Raw genomic sequence first — 19,031 nt, 5'->3', positions numbered from 1 at the left:
TTGCGTGGTTATACCTGAATGCTCGAGTGAACCGAGTGATTCAAGCCATAACTCACTTCGTAAGCGATACTTAAGTTATTGCGTGGTTATACCTGAATGCTCGGGGGAACCGAGTGAATCAAGCCATAACTCACTTCGTAAGCGATACTTAAGTTATTGCGTGGTTATACCTGAATGCTCGAGTGAACCGAGTGATTCAAGCCATAACTCACTTCGTAAGCGATACTTAAGTTATTGCGTGGTTATACCTGAATGCTCGGGGGAACCCGAGCGATTCAAGCCATAACTCACTTCGTAAGCGATACTTAAGTTATTGCGTGTTATACCTGAATGCTCGGGGGAACCCGAGCGATTCAAGCCATAATTCACTTCGTAAGCAATACTATTTTGCAAATCGCTATAGGATCATTTGTGGATCAACATCCACACTGATGAGTACAGGCGGTTGACCCAGCTTCCCCGAAAGTCCGTGGATGGCCTGCTTCAGCATGCCGACTGCGTCAACGTTTCCCCGATATTTTATCATACATTGAAAACGATAGCGATCTTTCATTCGGGGGATAGGAGACGCTACGGGACCCAGAATATCAATAAAACTGCGGCTTTCACCGGCGGTTCCGGATACCCCGCTGTCATTCGTCATCTCTCTGAGCCGGGTGGACAGCTTCTCTCCGACCGATATAAGCAGGGGCAGCTGCTCATGCGAGAGAGTAACGAGAATAAGCCGGCAAAAAGGAGGATAGGACATAAAGCGCCTGTGCTCCAGCTCATGAGCAATAAATGCGGAATAATCATGCTGCTGCGCCGTTATAATCGCATAATGCTCCGGGTTATAGGTCTGGACAATAACTTCACCCGGCAGCTCATGTCTTCCCGCTCTGCCCGCAACCTGCGTAAGCAGTTGAAATGTTTTCTCCGCGGCGCGAAAATCAGGGAGATGCAGCGATGTATCCGCGGCGATAACACCCACTAAAGTAACATATGGAAAATCAAGGCCTTTGGCTACCATTTGCGTACCAAGCAAAACATCCGCTTTACGCTCGCCGAAAAGCGTCAGCCATTTCTCATGCGAGCCTTTCTCTGTCGTCGTATCGACATCCATTCGAATAACGCGAATGCCAGGAAAAAGCTTGGAGAGCTCTTCTTCAACCTTCTGGGTGCCGGTTCCAAAAAAACGGATATGCTCGCTTTCGCAGGTCGGGCATTTCGAGGGAGCCGCTTCAGCATGACCGCAGTAATGACACCGCAGCGCCCGTGATTTTTGATGATAGGTAAGCGAGATGTCGCAGTGCGGGCAAAGTGCCGTATACCCGCAGGAGCGGCACATGACAAAGGTTGAGTAGCCCCGCCGGTTCAGCAGCAGCACCGATTGCTCGCCGCGATCCAGACGGTTCTGCAGCTGCTCATGCAATTGACGGCTGAACATGGAGCGGTTGCCTTCACGCAGCTCCTCCCTCATATCCACCAGCCGGACAGGCGGCATCGGTCTGCCCCCTACCCGGTCCGGCATCGGCAGGAGTCCCGAGATGCGCCCTGTGTCACGCTTATCCCGAAATGATTCAGAAGCACCTGATGCTTCGCTGTGATCTTCTTTGGCTGCTGCTGCACTGAAATCCGCTGAGCTTGCGCTCCCCGTTCCAGGATGAGTGGCCGCGGCGTAGCTTTCAAGTGAAGGTGTGGCTGACCCGAGGACAACCGTGGCACGATGCTGTCTTGCTCTTCGCACGGCAACATCGCGCGCATGATATTTCGGACTTTCTTCCTGCTTATAGGAGGATTCATGTTCCTCATCAATAATAATAAGTCCGATCCGCTCGAACGGGGCAAATATAGCCGAGCGGGCGCCAACTGCAACCTGTGCCCGCCGCTCGCGGATTTTACGCCATTCATCATAGCGCTCCCCGTTCGATAACCGGCTGTGAAGCACCGCCACGGCATTGCCGAAGCGGCCTTTAAAACGCTCCACCATCTGTGGAGTCAGGGAGATTTCGGGTACGAGCACAATCGCCTGCCGCCCCAGCTCCAAACAATGCTGGATCGCCTGCAGATATACCTCTGTCTTGCCGCTTCCGGTTACTCCATGGAGCAAAAACACGCGGGGGTCGCCAGCGTCGACTGACGCTTCGATTTTTTGATAAACAGCCCGCTGTCCCTCCGTGAGGGGCAGCGGGGATGTTCTTGTAAAGTCGCGCCCCGCATAAGGATCGCGGTCATGCTCTACCTCGCCAAGCGTAATAAAGCCTTTGTCTGCCAGTGTCCGCACGGTACTTGCCGTCGTTGGAACTTCCTCCACCACGACCTGCATGGCAGCCGGTTCTCCCCGCTTCATCATATATTGGAGCACTTCCCGCTGCTTGACAGCACGGGGCGGAATCAGGCTCAACGCTTCAAGAGCAGCCTCTTTGTCCACAGGCGGGAAGACAGTCAGAACTTTCCGTACAGCCATTCTGTCACGAATGGATACACGCGCAAGAAGCAGCCCGTCACGGATAGCGGACTTTACAGAAGCCGCATCGGAGGGATAGCGCTCCTGCAGACTCGTCATACGGACAGTTCCGCCGTTATGACGGATATAATCGACCCATCCCCCTGCAAGAGACAATAATGCATGCTCGGCTTTGACCGCATCCTCGGATAAAGTAACCGTCGTCTCCGCTTTCCCCTTGAGGGCTGCCGGAATCATCGCCTGCAGCGCAATCGTGAGCGGGCAGCAATATTTATCACTGATCCACTGGGCCAGCTCAATCAAGTCCGGAGACAATGGAGGCGTATGGTCAAGCAGCTCGGCAACCGCCTTAAGCTTGGATCGGTCCACATCCGCCCATTCCGCAAGGGAAACAACGAAGCCCTGAACAACCCTTCCTCCGAAGGGCACCCCGACTCTGCTGCCGACTTCGACCCAACCCGTCCACTCCTGGGGCACTTCATAATCAAAAGGCCGATCGGTCTGTCGGCTGGGGACGTCAACGATCACTTTAGCGATCATTCCCCGGCCCCCCGGGCCGACATCCGTTGAACAATAATTTCCAGGAGGCGGTCGGCAACCTGCCTTTTCTGCATCAGAGGAACCGTTTCGATAAGTCCCTCCTCACCGTAAATCGATACAATATTGGTATCGAGATTAAATCCGGCCCCCGCTTCGGCGACATTGTTGGCTACGACCAGATCGCAATGCTTGCGGTGCAGCTTGTCCATCGCATACTGCTCCATCTGCTCCGTCTCCGCAGCAAAGCCGACAAGAAATTGCCCGCGCTTGCGTTCGCCGAGCGTCTGCAATATATCTGTTGTACGCTCGAGCTCAATCACCAGCCGCTCATCCGATTTCTTGATCTTCTTATCGGCTACTGTAACGGGACGGTAATCGGCCACTGCCGCTGCTTTCACAACGATGTCCGCATTCTCATAGCGTTCCAGTACTGCCTGGAGCATTTGCTCTGCAGACTCGACTTTGACAAGCGTTACGCCGCCGATAGCTTCCGCCGTCGTCCTTGCCGCAATCAGGGTTACTTCAGCGCCGCGATTAGCCGCCGCTTCTGCAATGGCGAATCCCATTTTACCCGAGGAATCATTGGTCAAATAGCGGACCGGATCGAGCCGCTCCACTGTTCCTCCGGCGGTAACCAGAACCTTCTTCCCTCTTAGCGATTGGCTTTGCGCAAACCAGAGTCCTGCCGCATGGACGATATCCTCAGGCTCCGCGAGCCTGCCTTTGCCGACGTAACCGCAGGCCAGCTGTCCCGTACCGGGTTCAATAAAACGGACGCCGCGATCCGCAAGCAGCTGCATATTGCGCTCAACCGCTGGATGCGCGTACATATGGACATTCATGGCCGGAGCGACCAGGACCTGTGCGGTTGTAGCCAGCAGCGTCGTACTGAGCATGTCATCCGCCAGTCCCCCCGCCATCTTCGCCAGAATATTGGCCGTAGCCGGAGCGACGATGAACAAATCCGCACTGTCCGCAATATCGATATGGGATACAACAGACGGATCATATTCATGGAAGGTGTCGATATGAACAGGGTGACGCGATAAGGTTTGCAGGGTCAAGGGCGTTATGAACTTGGTTGCGGATTCCGTCATGATGACCCGCACTACTGCACCTGCCTGAACCAGCTTGCTGCACAGCGCTGCCGCTTTATAAGCGGCAATCCCCCCCGAAATGCCAAGTACAATCGTCTTTCCTTTCAGCATGCTTCTCCTCCTCTCTTTCCAACCCATTCAAGTAACGGCAGCCATTATGAGTGACAGCGCCATGAATATACGGCCCTTGGGCATCCTCTGACGCCAAACATGTTTATTCCCCTGCACCTCGTAGAAATCTATAAAATTGAAACTAATAAATGCTATAAGGCAAGAAGAACCGGCTGTCGCCGTCCTCTGGTGGCGCAGCAAGTTTCTTCCCTCATAACTTATAGAAATGGATAAATGTGAAACTTATACATGATATAAGATTAAAAAAATAACAACCACAAGGGTTGTTATTTCGGGCATGAAATCATCTTGCTTAATCCTGCCTGTTTGTACTTTCTACAACCAGTATATCGTGATAAATTTCCTCCAGCGCAACACCCACGTACTTATGGGATCTCGGATTGCGAAGTTCGGATTTGGCGCCGTCCCGGATCATTCTTGCCCGTCGTGATGCAGCAACAACTAATGAATACTTGCTGTCCACTTTCTTCATCATCTCATCGATCGATGGATACAACATATTTCTTCACCTCGCTCGCTTAGGCTTTCTCGGAAGCTTCCTGCATCGTTGCAAGCTCGGCAATGAACCGGTCCTTGCGGCAATGCTCGGCCGTGATGATGCTTTGTATTCGATGGCAAGCCGCATCTATTTGGTCGTTCACGACTGCGTAATCGTAATAGCTGATCAGATTCATTTCCTCAACGGCTACAGACATCCGATGGTCGATCACATCCGCATTCTCCGTACCGCGGCACGTAATACGATGCTTCAATTCGTCCAGGGAAGGAGGAACCAGGAAGATAAAAACGCCTTCAGAGAATTTCTCTTTCACTTTCAACGCGCCTTGAACTTCAATCTCCAGAATGATGTCTTTGCCCATAGCAAGTGTACGCTCCACAAAATCCCGCGGCGTGCCGTAATAATTTCCGACATACTCGGCATATTCCAGAAGCGCATCATGCGCAATCATATCCTGAAATTGTTCTCTTGTTTTAAAAAAATAATTAATACCGTCTACTTCACCCTGCCTGGGCAGCCGGGTCGTTGCCGACACGGAGTATACAAGGTCACTCTGCCTGCGCCGCAGCTCAGAGCATACCGTGCCTTTACCGACGCCTGAGGGGCCGGATAAAACAATCAATAATCCTCTGCTCATAATACTCCCCGTCACTATTCGTCGTGATCGTCATCCTTGGTTGAAAGCCGATGAGCCACCGTTTCCGGTTGGACCGCCGATAAAATGACGTGATCGCTGTCCGTTATAATAACAGCGCGAGTCCTTCTGCCATAGGTCGCATCGATCAGCATATGCCGGTCGCGCGCTTCCTGAATAATTCGTTTAATAGGTGCTGATTCCGGACTTACAATGGAAATAATCCGATTAGCGGAAACGATATTGCCGAATCCAATATTTATTAATTTGATAGCCACGCCAGGTTCCTCCTCCGACTCTCTCCTGTATGCAACAGCAATATATACATGATGTATAGATGAACGCAAGAACGAAAATGTATAATTTATCTGCCAAATGAAGGAAAAAGCAGAGCCATTGCACTATTCTTGACGAAAAAAGCCCGGAGCATACGTTTGCCCTCCTGGTTTAAAAGCTGCACAGATTCGGCCGGCATTGGCTTGTCTGACTTTAAGTGAGCGCAATCAAGCCGGCATGGCAAGTGCATCCATTGCTCTATTCTAATTCATTTTCTTACAACGAACAAGTGTTAAGAGAGCTCACAATAAAAAATAACTGCAGACTGTCAAACCGTCATCTGGAGCAAAGATGAAACAGACGGCAAAATATTTATCGGGCGACGCTCGTTTTTTGCCATACATACCGGGTCAGCTTGACCGTCATATCATATGACAGGAACGGGGTAATGAGATAGATCCCTTTAAAATGCGGAAGGGCCGCTTCCAGCAATTCCTCGGCAATCCGGACGCCTTCTTCCCGCCCCGCTTCACCTTCCAGACCCGCCATCCGTTTGCGTACTTCATCCGAAAGCTGGATGCCGGGCACTTCATTGTGTAAATATTCAGCATTACGGCCGCTCGCAAGCGGCATTATACCGATGAAGATCGGAACGGATAAATGGCGGGTTGCCTCGGCGATCTGGATGATTAAATCCGGATTATAGACGGGCTGAGTCATAATATAATCAGCGCCATATTCAATTTTGCGCTCCAGGCGCTGCACGGCTTTGTCCAAATATTTTACATTGGGATTAAAAGCGGCTCCTGTAATAAAATTCGCCTTTTGCTTGAGCGCCTTCCCCGAAAAGGATACTCCCTCATTCAGCTGTTTGATCATTCGGATCATCTCGAAGGAAGTCAAATCATAGACGGAGCTTGAATCCGGCAAATCCCCGAATCGCGCCGGATCTCCCGTAACCGCAAGCACATGGTCGATCCCCAGCGCGTCCAGCCCCATCATATGCGACTGCGTGCCAATCAGATTGCGGTCACGGCAGGCAATATGCACCAGAGGCCGAAGGCCCACCTGCTGCTGCACGATGGAAGCCAGCGCCAGATTGCTCATGCGCGTGACAGCCAGTGAATTGTCCGCCATCGTTACCGCGTCGGCACCGGCTTCTTTCAGCGCGGCTGCGCCGGCCATGAATTTGCGGATGTCCAGATCGCGCGGCGGATCCAGCTCAACAATAACCGTATGGCGCTCCTTCACCAGATCAACAATGGAAGGCCCTGCAGCATTGACGCCTCCGCTGCCCGTGACCATGATTTCCGGTTGAGGAGCAATGACTGCGGGACGCTCGGCGGTCATTACCGCTGTCCGCATTTCCGCGCTCACAGGCCTCGGCACATATCCGTCCAACGATGCGGATATTGCGGCTATATGCTCGGGTGTTGTCCCGCAGCAGCCGCCGATAATCCGTGCGCCGCGGTCAGCGAATTTGCGTGCGGATTCTGCAAAATATTCAGGCGTAGCCGTGTAGAGGTATTTGCCGTCCACATAATCCGGAATACCCGCGTTGGGGAAAATGGACATCGGCAGAGAAACCTCTGCGCCAATGGCGTCTATTGCGCGAAGAATTCCATTCGGGCCGCTGCGGCAATTAAAGCCGACAACATCCGCTCCTTCTTCTTTCAACCTCTCAAATGCAAAGGCCAGCGTATGACCATCCTGCGTCACCGCCTCCTTCTCAATGGCGAATTGGCAAAGCACGGGAACGGCCGACTGCTGGCGCACTAACTTGAGTACAAGCAGCGCTTCCTCCAGGTCATAGAACGTCTCCAGCAGCAGCCCGTCCACTTCCTCGCTCAAGAGTCCGTCAATTTGCTGCTGAAACGACTGCTTGAGATGATGGGAGCGGATGTTCTTCCTCTTGCCCGCGCGGATAGAGCCAATGGCTCCCACCACATACGCATCGCTGCCGACAGCGGATCTGGCGATCTGTACGCCTGCCTTGTTGATTGCCGCAACATCCGAGTCCAGCCCGTACCGAATCAAGCTTTCCCGGTTGGCCGAGAACGTGTTGGTTTCGATAATTCGTGCGCCGGCCTCATAATAGCGGCGATGCACATCTGCAATTACATGTGGTTTGAGAATATTAAATTCTTCGTAAGAAACGCCGACCGGGAACCCCATTTGGTATAAAAAAGTTCCCATCGCGCCGTCGCCGGTCAAGATGCGCGATCCCAGCGCTTCCCGTAAATCCGGTTTCATGGTCAAAACTCCTTCTGTCATTCGTTACAGCTTTCCGTTGAATACTTCTGCTGCCGGTCCTGTCATATATACATGGTTATCCGCTTCATTCCACTCGATAAACAAATCCCCGCCTTTGAGCGAAACGGTCGCTGTACGGTCTGTATATCCGTTCAGTACGGATGCCACGACGGTAGCGCATGCTCCTGTGCCGCAGGCAAGGGTTGGCCCTGCCCCGCGCTCCCATACGCGCATATCCGTAAAATCTCTGGACCGCACGGTTACGAATTCCACATTGATTTTACGCGGGAATAACGGATGAACCTCCAATTTGGGGCCCCAGACAGCAAGATCAAAATTGACGGCATCATCCACATAAATGACACAGTGCGGATTTCCCATGGAAACAGCGGTAAATCGAAATTCCCGGCCATCCACTTCGATTGGATGATTGATTACCGGCTCGGCATCAATTGTCGTCGGCACCTGAAGACCGTTCAGAATCGGTGCCCCCATGTCGACGCGGACCGTTTGTACTTTGCCATCGCTGACCGTTAACTGCACCCGCTGGGCACCGGCTCCCAATGTTTCAATTGAAATGTCCTGTTTATCGGTCAGACCCTTGTCATATACATATTTGGCCACGCAGCGGATCGCATTGCCGCACTGCTCGGCTTCCGATCCGTCTGAGTTGATGATGCGCATCCGAAAATCCGCGATCTCCGATGGCAGGATATAGACCAATCCGTCCGCTCCGATGCCAAAAAACCGGTTGCACAATTCCTCGGCAAGCTCTGCTGCGTTCGTTGGTAGACTTTCCTCGCCTGCGACAATGATAAAATCATTGCCCAGCCCATGCATTTTTGTAAAATTCATCAGCTTGCACTCCTTTATCCATAAGGGAAACAGTAGGTAAGATTTCTTATTAGCATAACGCAAAGCGTGTCTGATGGCTATTGATAATTTCACTCATTGTTTGCACATATCCCCTTAAGTCCCCCTTGGAATGGGGGATTCCTTCTGACTTTCCCTCCCTAAATCCCTCCTGAGGAGGGACCCCAAGGGCCCCGGCCCTCTGGACACCCGGAAGGAATAACGTTGGATGGACAGAGATGCTCCTTAGTCAGGTGTGAGCGTGCAGCGTTTACGTCCCTTGCGGGACACACTTCCTTTCGATATACCTTGGTACCTCGTGCCTCGCTGGGGCTTGAATAACGTTGGATGGACAGAGATGCTCCTTAGTCAGGTATGAGCGTGCAGCGTTTACGTCCCTTGAGGGACACACTTCCTTTCCATGTACCTTTGGTACCTGGTGACCCGTTTGGGGCTTGAATAACGTTGGATGGACAGAGATGCTCCTTAGTCAGGTGTGAGCGTGCAGCGTTTACGTCCCTTGCGGGACACACTTTCTTTCGATATACCTTGGTACCTCGTGCCCCGCTGGGGCTTGAATAACGTTGGATGGACAGAGATGCTCATTAGTCAGGTATGAGCGTGCAGCGTTTACGTCCCTTGCGGGACACGCTTCCTTTCCATGTACCTTTGGTACCTGTTGCCCCGTTGGGGCTCGAAACAAACCCTGCTCCGGTTGTGAAACCGGGCAGGGTTTTGAGGGAGTTGCCGTGTTAAATCGGGAGATTTAGTAATTGTCTGATTTTAGTGGTTAGAAATATATCCGTTTCCTGCTCACCGCGGTTATAGGTCATTCGGTTTTTGAGGATCGCTATCGCGAGATTATGCTCGGGATCAGCGAATCCAATCATGCCTCCGTTGCCGGTGTGGCCAAATGCGGACTGTCTGGAACCCATTGCTGTCAGTCCTACTTTGATTCCCCCAAGCCAGTATCCGAGCGCCTTGGGGATGGGCAGGCCCAGGAAGATTTCATCCGGCTGCTCGGTCTGCAGCCTGGTAGCTGCCCAAGACTGGGCAGGTGTCAGCAGCCTTACACCATCTACACCGTCTCCGATCAGGGAGGCATATATCCTCGCAAGCGCATTTGCCGTCATGATGCCGTTGGATGCCGGCATAACGGCCTGGTGGACGCGCGGTCCGTTCCAGGCTGACAAATTGTTATTTGGCGAGACGGACGGCGGCAGCATTCTTTTCAGCAGCATTTCATCCGGCATATCGTCCCACGGCAGCGGCTCTCCGCTCAGCCTGGCTATCCGCTGCTCCGCCGCCTCCGGTGCACCGAAGTAAAGCTCCACCGATATGCCGAGCGGCTTGCAAATTTCCTCGCAGACAATTTGGGCAAACGGGCGGCCATCGGCCCGCTGCGCAATCTCGCCCAGAATCCAGCCGAAGGTAAAACCGTGATAGCCCGTTTTGGTTCCAGGCTCCCAAACAGGCGCAAGCCGCTCCACTTCCCTGACTATTTCATCCCAATCGCAGATCATATCTACGGTGCTGTTCTCGGGCATCTGGGGAATTCCCGCTTCATGTCGAAGTACCTGCCGGATTGAAATATCCTGCTTGCCGTTCACTGCAAATGCGGGCCAATAGTCTGCAATGCGGTCATCGTAATCCAGTTTCCCTTGCTGGGCCAGCAAATGAATAACTGTTGCGGTGATTCCCTTCGAGCAGGACATAGCAACAAAGAGCGTATTTTCGTCCACCGGTTGGCCCGTCTTGCGGTCGGCTGTTCCGGAACAGGCATTGACGATCAGCACACCATGATGATAGACGGCCACTTGAACACCATCTTCCCTCCCGCTGCCAGTCAATTCATCCAGCAGGCTCTGCACTTGATTTTGAATAGCTTCCATAGCATCTCATCCTCTATAGTTTGGTTTTATTTAACATCTCACCACTTCTAGATTGAAGCATACACCCCGATTATGAACGGAATTTGAACGAAACAAATCCCCCGCTCAATCCGAAAATATGCGCTTCTCCAAACAAAAAGAAACCGCACCCTCGCCGGGTGCAGCTTAATCACAATATTACGGGTTCATCTTGTCAGTGTGCGGGAGCCTTTAAGCGGCCAGTTGCTTTTGTTCTTCTTCTTCTCCGTGGTGCCGAGCACGCTGCCGATGCCCATGAGGAAGGTCGGAATGCCGGCTGCTACAAGCACCAGACACCAGTCGCGGAAGCCGAGCGGAACGGTTTTGAATATCGGCTGCAGCGCTTCGATATACAGTACTCCCAGCATCAGGAGCACGGACGACAGGACGGCAAGCAGCAGATATTTGTTTTGAAAAATATTGCGGTGAAAGATCGACCGCGAGCTGCGGCAGTCAAATACGTGGATCAGCTGAGCCATAACCAAGGTGGCAAAAGCAACCGTCTGAGCCTCCACTAAATTGGACGCGCTGCCTGGATCCTTGTTCAAGGTAATCCAGAAGGCAGCCAGGGTGCATACGCCGATCAGAATACCGCGGCTGATTATTTTCCAGCCCATCCTTCTGGCAAATATATTCTCTTTGGCTGAGCGCGGCTTATGCTGCATCAGATCCTTCTCGGCCTGATCCACACCCAGCGCCATCGCCGGCAGGCCATCGGTAACCAGGTTCACCCATAGAATCTGGATGGGCACCAGCGGCAGCGGAAGACCGGCCATCATCGCCAGGAACATCGTGAGAATTTCGCCTACGTTCGAGGCAAGCAGGTAGCGGATAAATTTACGGATATTCTCGTAGATCCCCCTGCCTTCTTCAATAGCTGCTACGATTGTAGAGAAGTTGTCGTCACTGAGCACAAGGGAAGCCGCTTCCTTCGACACATCCGTTCCCGTGATGCCCATCGCAATTCCGATATCCGCCGCTTTGATTGCCGGCGCGTCATTGACGCCGTCGCCGGTCATCGCGACGACATGGCCTTTGCGCTGAAGCGCTTTGACGATCCGCAGCTTATGCTCGGGGGATACACGCGCATAGACATAGATGTTATCGACGAGACGATCCATCTGTTCTTCGCTCATGGCCGCAAGCTGCTGGCCGCTGATGGACAAGCCGCCCCTTGGCATGATGCCCAGCTGGCCGGCAATCGCTTCTGCCGTAAGCTGGTGGTCTCCTGTAATCATCACCGTCTTGATTCCCGCTCTGCGGCAGGTTGCAATCGCCTCCCGCACCTCGCGCCGCGGGGGATCAATCATACCGCTCAGACCGACAAAAATCAGCTGGCATTCAACGTCGTCTTCGACCTCCGTAGCGTCCTGCGGCCGCAAATCGCGATATGCGAACCCGAGGACCCGCATTGCGGATAACGCCATCGCTTCACCTGCGTCCGTTACCTTCTGCTTCAGCGTTGAGGTGAACGGAACGACTTTGCCGTCCCACAGCACATAGGCGCAGCGATCCATCAGCATGTCCGGCGCGCCCTTCGTGCAGATCAGCCGTCCTCCCTGATGGGTGACGAGCACGGACATGCGCTTGCGTTCGGAATCGAAGGGATATTCCTTAACCCGTTTATAAAGACCTTCCATTGATTTCATCGTGATGCCCAGCTTCGCGGCAAGTACGGTCAATGCCCCTTCGGTAGGATCACCCTTGAGCACCCATTCTTCATTAACAGCCGTATCTTTGCCTTTCTTGCGCTTGATGTCCGAATCCACCTCAACCTGCGACAAAGAAGCATTGTTGCAAAGAGCTGCGATTTGCAGCAGCCGGCGCAGCGACAGATCATGCTTTGTATCGAGTGCATTCCCGGATTCCATAATAGCGCCAACCGGTTCATATCCTTCGCCGGTTACCTGCATCTGACGTCCGCCAATCCACAAATTGGTGACCGTCATTTTATTTTGTGTCAATGTGCCGGTTTTGTCCGAGCAGATCACGGATGCGCAGCCCAAGGTCTCAACGGATGGCAGCTTGCGGACAATCGCCCTCCGTTTGATCATGCGCTGCACACCAAGGGCAAGTGCGATGGTCACGATGGCCGGCAGCCCCTCTGGAATTGCGGCGACAGCCAGGCTGACTCCCGCTAGGAACATTTCGTAAGCAGGCTGACCGTGCACGATACCCGCAAGCACCACAATAACAGTCAAGCCGAGCGCGACAACGATCAAAATTTTGCCCAGCTGCTCCAGTCTATGCTGCAGCGGCGTCTCCATGGAATCCGTTTGCTGGATCAAATCGGCGATTTTGCCCATCTCGGTGTCCATGCCGGTTCGAATGACCAAGCCTCTGGCTGTACCCCGTGTGACCATGGTTCCCATGAAGCCCATATTGCGCTGATCCCCAAGCGGCAGATCCGCTTCATTGATTGGCAGGCTGTGCTTCCCGACCGGAACCGATTCTCCGGTAAGAGCGGATTCCTCCGCGTAACAGCTGTTGGTTTCGATGAACCGGATATCCGCCGGAATCCGGTCCCCGCTCTCCACCAATACAATATCGCCTGGAACAAGCTCGCTTGCGGGCAGAACGATAACCGTGGATCCCCGCATGACCTTCGCAGCCGGCGCTGACAGCGCCTTTAAGGCACGCAGCGATTTTTCCGCCCGGTATTCCTGTACAAATCCGAGAACCGCATTTATGACAATAATGGCGACAATCGTGATCGCATCCAAATATTCGCCAAGCAAGCCTGAGATCAGCGTTGCGCCTATGAGCACAAGCACCATGAAATCCTTGAATTGGCCAAAAAACAGCTTCCAGGGTGAAGCTTTCTTTCCCTCCGTCAGCTCATTGCGCCCAAAACGGCTGAGTCTGTCTGCTGCCTCTTCCGGCGTAAGACCGGTCTCCAAGGATCCTTGAAACGACTGTGCCAGCTCATCTGTCCCCATCTGGTGCCACTTTCCTTGTTCCATGCCCTGTCTCCCTCCCGTTACTTGCCGCCCGGCGGACAGCCTATATTGCCTAAATGTATTCGGACAACCTGCAAAATATCCCAACGGGGGCTTAAGTTTTTGTCCCAACTATGGCATGATAGAGAGATGAACCATTACAAAGGAGATTTGAGCACGCATGGCTTTAGACGGTATTGTCACCCGCGCGATCGTAAACGACCTGCAATCCTGCATCGGTTCGCGCATTCATAAAATACATCAGCCCACCGACCATGACCTGGTTTTTCAGATTAAAGGCAGGGGTTCAAACAGTAAGCTGCTGCTTTCTGCGAATCCCACTTATCCCCGGGTCCATTGGACGGAGCAATCCTTTCTTAATCCAACCCAGGCACCCATGTTCTGCATGCTGCTCCGCAAGCATTGCGAAAGCGGTCTGATCGAGGATGTCCGCCAGATCGACAATGAGCGCATTATTCATATTGACATACGCCAGCGGGATGAGCTCGGTGATATTTCCTTAAAAACCATCATCATCGAAATCATGGGCAGACACAGCAATATCATTCTGATCGATGCCGCTACCCGGATCATCCATGACGGCATTCATCATGTTACGCCGGCAATCAGCAGCTTCCGGATCGTGATGCCGGGTGCAGTGTACGCTGCGCCCCCGGAGCAGGATAAGCGTGATCCGATTACCGTTACAACGGAGAGCGGGTATGCCTCCATCATCGAAGCCCAGGCTGCCAAAGCGCTTCAGCGGCCGGAAGATACTGAATTCAGTGATAAGCCGTCTGCTCCCCCCGCTGTACTGTCACCGGACAAATGGCTGGTGGCAGCCTTCAGCGGAATCAGTCCGCTGCTGGCCAAAGAAATCGTTCACCGCAGCGGGATCCAGGCCAAGCTGAGCGATGATCCTATTGTCCTGTGGCCTGCTTTTGACCAAATGATGAACACGTTTCGCGACCAACAATACGATCCGCAAATCATTACAGATGAGACTACCGGAAAATCGGCATTCTCCGTGACTGCGCTTACTCATTTAACAGGCATAACCGCGAGCTACGATACAATCAGCTCCTGCCTGGAAGCCTTTTATGGAGATAAAGCAACCCGGGATACTGTGAAGCAGCGCGTGTCGGATCTGATTCGTTTTCTGCAAAATGAGTACAACAAGAACGTGAAGAAATTGGAGAAGCTGCAGGAGACGCTAAACGATGCTCAGGACGCAGATAAATTCCGCATTCTCGGCGAGCTTATCACCACCTATATGCATCAGATTCAGCGGGGCGATGAGTCGGTTGACGTTGTTGACTATTATGACGAGGAGCAGCGGACGGTCACTATCCCGCTTGATAAGCAGCTCACCCCGTCGCAGAATGCTCAGCGATATTTCAAGAGATATACCAAGCATAAGAACAGTCTGACGGTGGTAGGCGAGCAGATGGATCAGGCGCAGGAGGAAATGCGATATATCGCTTCCCTGCTGCAGCAGCTGGAGAGCGCTACGCTGTCGGATATTGATGAAATACGCGAGGAATTGGTCGAACAGGGGTATTTGAGGGACCGCAGCAAGCGGGGGACGAAGAAGCGCAAGCCGACCCGGCCCGCACTGCTGTGTTATACGTCCTCGGAAGGAATTCCGATTTATGTGGGCAAGAACAATACACAGAATGAATTTTTGACCAACAAAACAGCCTCTGCGAACGAAACCTGGTTGCATACCAAGGATATTCCGGGCTCTCATGTCGTTATCCGCGCAGCCGAATTTAACGAACAGACGCTGGAGGAAGCGGCCATGCTGGCGGCTCATTACAGCCAGGCGCGGTCATCGAGCCAGATTCCGGTGGATTACACACTGATCCGGCATGTGAAGAAGCCCAGCGGAGCAAAGCCGGGATTTGTTATTTACGATCATCAAAAAACGCTCTTCATCACACCGGATGAACAACGCTTAAAGGCTCTGCCATCGCAGATCAAAACTTAGATTGCCGCCAATCGCGCCACGACTAAAGAGACAAGTCGCGGCGCTTTTGATATTCCGCTGCAATTTAGAGGCTGCCTCTCCTGGCCGGATCAAGCTGCTTCAGCACATCCACATGCACCGTGCGGTTCCCGATCGGCCCGTGGAAGACTTCTTCCTCACGCTTGCCGTGAAAATCGGAGCCGCCTGTGATGATCAGCTTGTACTTCTCTGCCAATCTAATGTACCTGACTTCATCCTCGGGGCCGTGATCGGAGTGATAGACTTCAATTCCCTGTGCGCCATGGCGGATAATTTCTTCCACCAGCGCATCATCGCCATACAATCCGGGATGGGCAATAACGCTTGTGCCCCCAGCCTCCCGAATCCAATCGACGGCCTCGAAGGGATGAAGCCGCGGCGGATTCGCGAAGGCTGCTCCGTCGGAGGCGAGATATCGGTCGAATGCCTCCTGGATCGAAGCGACAATCCCTTTGGCTACCAATAAGGAGGCCATATGGGGCCTACCGATCGTTCCGCCCTCCTTGCCCTGCTTCCGGGCTTCCTCCACCACTTCGTCCAAGGTGATGGAAATCCCAAGATTGCGGAGCTTCTCGATAATCATCAGATTCCGGCGGTCCCTCGTCTGAAGCAGGCTGCCGAGCTTGAGGCGCCAGGACTCGCTCTGCCAATCCGTATAATAACCCAGAATATGAATATCGCTGCCATCTGCGGCTGTGCTGATTTCAACGCCCGGAACGACGATGACACCAAGCTCTTTACCCGCCTCGATCGCTTCCGCGATGCCATCGACCGTATCGTGATCTGTTATGGCGATTGCTGCAAGTCCGGCCTCCTTGGCCATGCGCACGTTCTCCCGGGGCTGCTGCAGTCCGTCGGAAGCGGTCGTATGGCTGTGGAGATCTGCGCGGTCTATAGCCATTGCTGGAGATCCCTTTCACGCAGAAAAGTAAGAAAGGTAACCGCGGAAATAGGCAGCAGCGCGGATTTGAGATAAATCGAATAGAATTGGCGTTTGAAGCTGGCGTCCGTAATCGGAATCGTATGAATAAGACCCAGTGCAACCTCATGCTTGACGGATGATCCGGATACGAAAGAAACGCCAAGACCTGCTTCGACGGCCGATTTCACGGCGCCGGTGCTTCCCAGCTCCATCACGATCTTCAGATCAGCGGGATCAAAACCCTTGTTCCTCAGCTGCTCCTCCATTACAAGCCTTGTTCCCGAGCCCTGCTCCCGGAGAACAAATGGATACTCCAGCACATCGGCCAGAACCAGCTCCCGGGCATCGGCCAGCGGATGGGATTTGCCTACAATAAGCCTCAGTTCATCGCTCATGACCGCCTCCATATGCATGTCCGGATGATTGACAGGCGCTTCAATAAGACCGAAATTGAGCTGATGGTTCAAAATTTCCTCCATGATTTGAGCGGTATTCATCACCTTCATGCTGATTGAAATATGGGGGAATTCCTGGCCGAACGGTCCGAGCAGACGGGGCAGAATATATTCGCCGATGGTCAGACTGGCGCCGAGCTGCAACCGGCCCTTCAGCTGTTTCGTAAATTTCGACATCGAGGCATCCGTATCCCGGATCAGATCGATGCTGCGCTGGGCAAACGGCATCAAGGCTCTGCCCGCTTCCGTCAACTCGATTCTCTTGGTGGAGCGCTGAAGCAGCTTGGTGCCAAAGTAATCTTCCAGCGACTGGATCTGCATCGTTACAGCAGGCTGCGTCATATGAAGCGCTTGTGCAGCAGCCGAGAAGCTCCCCCGCTCCGCCACGGTATAAAATATATGGAGCTGGTGAAAATTAAGCGCCATCCCATTCATCCTTTCTCTCATTGAAATTCATTATACAACAAACCATGCAAAGAGTATCCAATCCCAAATCATGAAATAAAGGCGGTTCCACAGAAAAAAGCATACGCTCTTTGGAAGCGCATGCTTATTATTTAAACAAAATATGCGGCGATTATTTCCGTTTTCTGCTGTTTTTTATTAAGGTCATTCGCCGGGAATGTCTCAGCCAGGAATAATACGATTTCAAATCGCGTAGTTCAATGGTCTCGGACATCCGCCCGAGAAACGTGACGACGATCATCTTGTGGAGCGGATTGCCGGCCAAATCGGTTTCTTTATCCAAAGTGGCGAATTCCGCTACAAATACCAGATCGTCATCGATCAAATAAACATCCTGCTCATTGCGATAATAAGGCTCAATACGTCCCTGCTTCAGACACTGCCACATGAAATCGGCGATATCCTCAAATCCGGTTTTTTCACTTTCGACGCGATCCGCCCAGCGAATTTTGGCATGGTTCGTGATGACGATATCCGCTACTTTCTTGTCCCCTAACACGACATGAAATGATTCGTAGGTGCTCCATCTCTCCGTCGTCTTGTCTTTCATCGCACGATCCACCCCTCCCCAGGAAGTAGGCCTTATTAACTATGTTTATAATTATATCCATTGTAGCATGCATGTCCAATAATACAAAATAAAAATAAAGCTGCACCAATACTGGTACATTATGGATATAGAAGTTTAAAAAAACAGCTTCCGCTCCGTTGACCGGTATCGGAAGCTTGTGAGATCACAAACTGTAAAACCGTGTTTTGTCAGGAACATTGCGCTCATACTCGGTCTTGATTTCGTTCCGGTAAGAACGTTCCGTCTTCTTCACGAAAGGCAGTCGCTGGATGTTGCGGATAATCTCTTCTTCCCGATCGCTGTTCATGTACATCACGACATAATGCATTTTCCTTGAAATATAATGGATGTTGCCGTATTTCTCCAATGAACGGGCCGATTTGATATCATTGACCCAAATAATATAGCCGGTACGTTCTGAAAACATAGCTCGCGATCGTCCTCCTTTTCCTTATCCGCAGCCTCCGCCAGTGCTGCATCCGCAGGAGCCGCCTCCGCCGCAGCCTCCGCCGGAAGATTCGTTGCCTGGCACCTTGATCGTTTCGGACACTGAGCCGGCGATCTGTTTGGCAATGTCATGGAGCAGCTCATCCACCGCCTGCTCCGCGATTTTGTAGCGGGTCACGCATTCAATCGCCGCAAGCTCTTTCTCGATAGCTTTCACTTTATCCTTCGCCTCATGAAAGTTGGGATGGAACCGTCCAAACCGCTGGCATTCATCGAAGAGCTCCTTGGCTTTCTCGAACTTCCGGATCAGCGCCTTGACTTCCTGGCTCTGATCGACTGCTGTTTTCCAGTATGCATATTCGGCAACTTCCGCCGATTGATTAATCATGTCGCCTATTTCATAAGCGTTGATGAGCAATGCTGCCATATCGAGCGAGGGCGATGGATCGGGAACGAAATCAAGCATCGCACCGCTTCCTGCAAACTCGGCAGGCTCAGTCATTGGTATCGCTTGCACTGTACCCACCCCTTTGGTATGAAGGTTAGGCTTTCGCCTACTTGCTATCATACCATAATAGGTTTCAA

Annotated in this window: 15 protein-coding genes; 1 reads left to right on the top strand and 14 read right to left on the bottom strand. The window is 52.6% G+C overall.

Annotation, left to right across the window (positions count from 1 at the left end; translation table 11 throughout):
- Nucleotides 1–397: 397 nt before the first annotated feature.
- From priA to AC0YOB_RS29630, 9 genes are all read right to left on the bottom strand, one after another.
- Complete coding sequence (gene priA, locus AC0YOB_RS29670) at nt 398–2,986, bottom strand: primosomal protein N' (RefSeq protein WP_475795852.1); 2,589 nt, start codon at nt 2,984–2,986, stop codon at nt 398–400.
- On the bottom strand, nt 2,983–4,194 hold the full coding sequence (coaBC, locus tag AC0YOB_RS29665; RefSeq protein WP_475795851.1) for a bifunctional phosphopantothenoylcysteine decarboxylase/phosphopantothenate--cysteine ligase CoaBC: 1,212 nt from the start codon (nt 4,192–4,194) through the stop codon (nt 2,983–2,985). The genes priA and coaBC overlap by 4 nt, the downstream gene beginning before the upstream one ends.
- 313 nt (nt 4,195–4,507) lie before the next feature.
- Nucleotides 4,508–4,714 (bottom strand): DNA-directed RNA polymerase subunit omega, encoded by a 207-nt coding sequence (rpoZ, locus tag AC0YOB_RS29660; RefSeq protein WP_210047070.1) that lies wholly within the window; start codon nt 4,712–4,714, stop codon nt 4,508–4,510.
- Nucleotides 4,715–4,733: 19 nt separating this feature from the next.
- On the bottom strand, nt 4,734–5,351 hold the full coding sequence (gene gmk, locus AC0YOB_RS29655; protein ID WP_475772723.1) for a guanylate kinase: 618 nt from the start codon (nt 5,349–5,351) through the stop codon (nt 4,734–4,736).
- Between the two features lie 14 nt (nt 5,352–5,365).
- Complete coding sequence (remA, locus tag AC0YOB_RS29650) at nt 5,366–5,626, bottom strand: extracellular matrix/biofilm regulator RemA (protein ID WP_020615370.1); 261 nt, start codon at nt 5,624–5,626, stop codon at nt 5,366–5,368.
- A 370-nt stretch (nt 5,627–5,996) separates the two neighbouring features.
- Nucleotides 5,997–7,877: a bifunctional homocysteine S-methyltransferase/methylenetetrahydrofolate reductase gene (locus AC0YOB_RS29645; protein ID WP_475795850.1), complete on the bottom strand. Its 1,881-nt coding sequence runs from the start codon at nt 7,875–7,877 to the stop codon at nt 5,997–5,999.
- A 24-nt stretch (nt 7,878–7,901) separates the two neighbouring features.
- Nucleotides 7,902–8,732 (bottom strand): diaminopimelate epimerase, encoded by an 831-nt coding sequence (dapF, locus tag AC0YOB_RS29640; protein WP_475795849.1) that lies wholly within the window; start codon nt 8,730–8,732, stop codon nt 7,902–7,904.
- A 749-nt stretch (nt 8,733–9,481) separates the two neighbouring features.
- Nucleotides 9,482–10,621, bottom strand: coding sequence for a serine hydrolase domain-containing protein (locus AC0YOB_RS29635; protein ID WP_475795848.1), 1,140 nt, complete (start codon nt 10,619–10,621; stop codon nt 9,482–9,484).
- 185 nt (nt 10,622–10,806) lie between these two features.
- Nucleotides 10,807–13,602: a calcium-translocating P-type ATPase, SERCA-type gene (locus AC0YOB_RS29630; protein ID WP_475795847.1), complete on the bottom strand. Its 2,796-nt coding sequence runs from the start codon at nt 13,600–13,602 to the stop codon at nt 10,807–10,809.
- A 157-nt stretch (nt 13,603–13,759) separates the two neighbouring features.
- Here AC0YOB_RS29630 and AC0YOB_RS29625 point away from each other — a divergent pair, with 157 nt between their 5' ends.
- Nucleotides 13,760–15,568 (top strand): Rqc2 family fibronectin-binding protein, encoded by a 1,809-nt coding sequence (locus AC0YOB_RS29625; RefSeq protein ID WP_475795846.1) that lies wholly within the window; start codon nt 13,760–13,762, stop codon nt 15,566–15,568.
- A gap of 64 nt (nt 15,569–15,632) precedes the next feature.
- On the opposite strand, the gene AC0YOB_RS29620 is transcribed toward AC0YOB_RS29625, so the two are convergent.
- The 5 genes from AC0YOB_RS29620 to AC0YOB_RS29600 form a co-directional block, all read right to left on the bottom strand.
- Nucleotides 15,633–16,487, bottom strand: a complete 855-nt coding sequence (locus AC0YOB_RS29620; RefSeq protein WP_475795845.1) for a PHP domain-containing protein — start codon at nt 16,485–16,487, stop codon at nt 15,633–15,635.
- On the bottom strand, nt 16,478–17,389 hold the full coding sequence (locus AC0YOB_RS29615) for a selenium metabolism-associated LysR family transcriptional regulator (RefSeq protein WP_475795844.1): 912 nt from the start codon (nt 17,387–17,389) through the stop codon (nt 16,478–16,480). Before AC0YOB_RS29615 ends, AC0YOB_RS29620 begins: the two co-directional genes overlap by 10 nt.
- Nucleotides 17,390–17,540: 151 nt before the next feature.
- Nucleotides 17,541–17,978, bottom strand: coding sequence for a hypothetical protein (locus AC0YOB_RS29610; RefSeq protein ID WP_188992175.1), 438 nt, complete (start codon nt 17,976–17,978; stop codon nt 17,541–17,543).
- Nucleotides 17,979–18,162: 184 nt separating this feature from the next.
- Nucleotides 18,163–18,426: a YlbG family protein gene (locus AC0YOB_RS29605; RefSeq protein ID WP_210039983.1), complete on the bottom strand. Its 264-nt coding sequence runs from the start codon at nt 18,424–18,426 to the stop codon at nt 18,163–18,165.
- 24 nt (nt 18,427–18,450) lie between these two features.
- The gene (locus AC0YOB_RS29600) at nt 18,451–18,912 is read right to left on the bottom strand and encodes a YlbF/YmcA family competence regulator (RefSeq protein WP_210040027.1); all 462 of its coding nucleotides are present in this window, start codon (nt 18,910–18,912) and stop codon (nt 18,451–18,453) included.
- Between the last annotated feature and the right edge of the window lie 119 nt (nt 18,913–19,031).

It is taken from the genome of Paenibacillus sp. JT31N17, assembly GCF_056269255.1.
The sequence above is the reverse complement of the archived record's forward strand: the minus strand, read 5'-3'. Positions and strand labels throughout refer to the sequence as shown.

Bases quoted from the DNA above. Each gene is read 5' to 3' on its own strand.
- AC0YOB_RS29620 (WP_475795845.1), bottom strand. From the start codon at position 16,487: ATGGCTATAGACCGCGCAGATCTCCACAGCCATACGACCGCTTCCGAC.
- rpoZ (WP_210047070.1), bottom strand. From the start codon at position 4,714: ATGTTGTATCCATCGATCGATGAGATGATGAAGAAAGTGGACAGCAAG.
- AC0YOB_RS29645 (WP_475795850.1), bottom strand. From the start codon at position 7,877: ATGAAACCGGATTTACGGGAAGCGCTGGGATCGCGCATCTTGACCGGC.
- AC0YOB_RS29605 (WP_210039983.1), bottom strand. From the start codon at position 18,426: ATGTTTTCAGAACGTACCGGCTATATTATTTGGGTCAATGATATCAAA.
- dapF (WP_475795849.1), bottom strand. From the start codon at position 8,732: ATGAATTTTACAAAAATGCATGGGCTGGGCAATGATTTTATCATTGTC.
- gmk (WP_475772723.1), bottom strand. From the start codon at position 5,351: ATGAGCAGAGGATTATTGATTGTTTTATCCGGCCCCTCAGGCGTCGGT.
- coaBC (WP_475795851.1), bottom strand. From the start codon at position 4,194: ATGCTGAAAGGAAAGACGATTGTACTTGGCATTTCGGGGGGGATTGCC.
- AC0YOB_RS29615 (WP_475795844.1), bottom strand. From the start codon at position 17,389: ATGGCGCTTAATTTTCACCAGCTCCATATATTTTATACCGTGGCGGAG.
- AC0YOB_RS29625 (WP_475795846.1), top strand. From the start codon at position 13,760: ATGGCTTTAGACGGTATTGTCACCCGCGCGATCGTAAACGACCTGCAA.
- AC0YOB_RS29635 (WP_475795848.1), bottom strand. From the start codon at position 10,621: ATGGAAGCTATTCAAAATCAAGTGCAGAGCCTGCTGGATGAATTGACT.
- AC0YOB_RS29630 (WP_475795847.1), bottom strand. From the start codon at position 13,602: ATGGAACAAGGAAAGTGGCACCAGATGGGGACAGATGAGCTGGCACAG.
- AC0YOB_RS29600 (WP_210040027.1), bottom strand. From the start codon at position 18,912: ATGCTTGATTTCGTTCCCGATCCATCGCCCTCGCTCGATATGGCAGCA.
- AC0YOB_RS29610 (WP_188992175.1), bottom strand. From the start codon at position 17,978: ATGAAAGACAAGACGACGGAGAGATGGAGCACCTACGAATCATTTCAT.
- priA (WP_475795852.1), bottom strand. From the start codon at position 2,986: ATGATCGCTAAAGTGATCGTTGACGTCCCCAGCCGACAGACCGATCGG.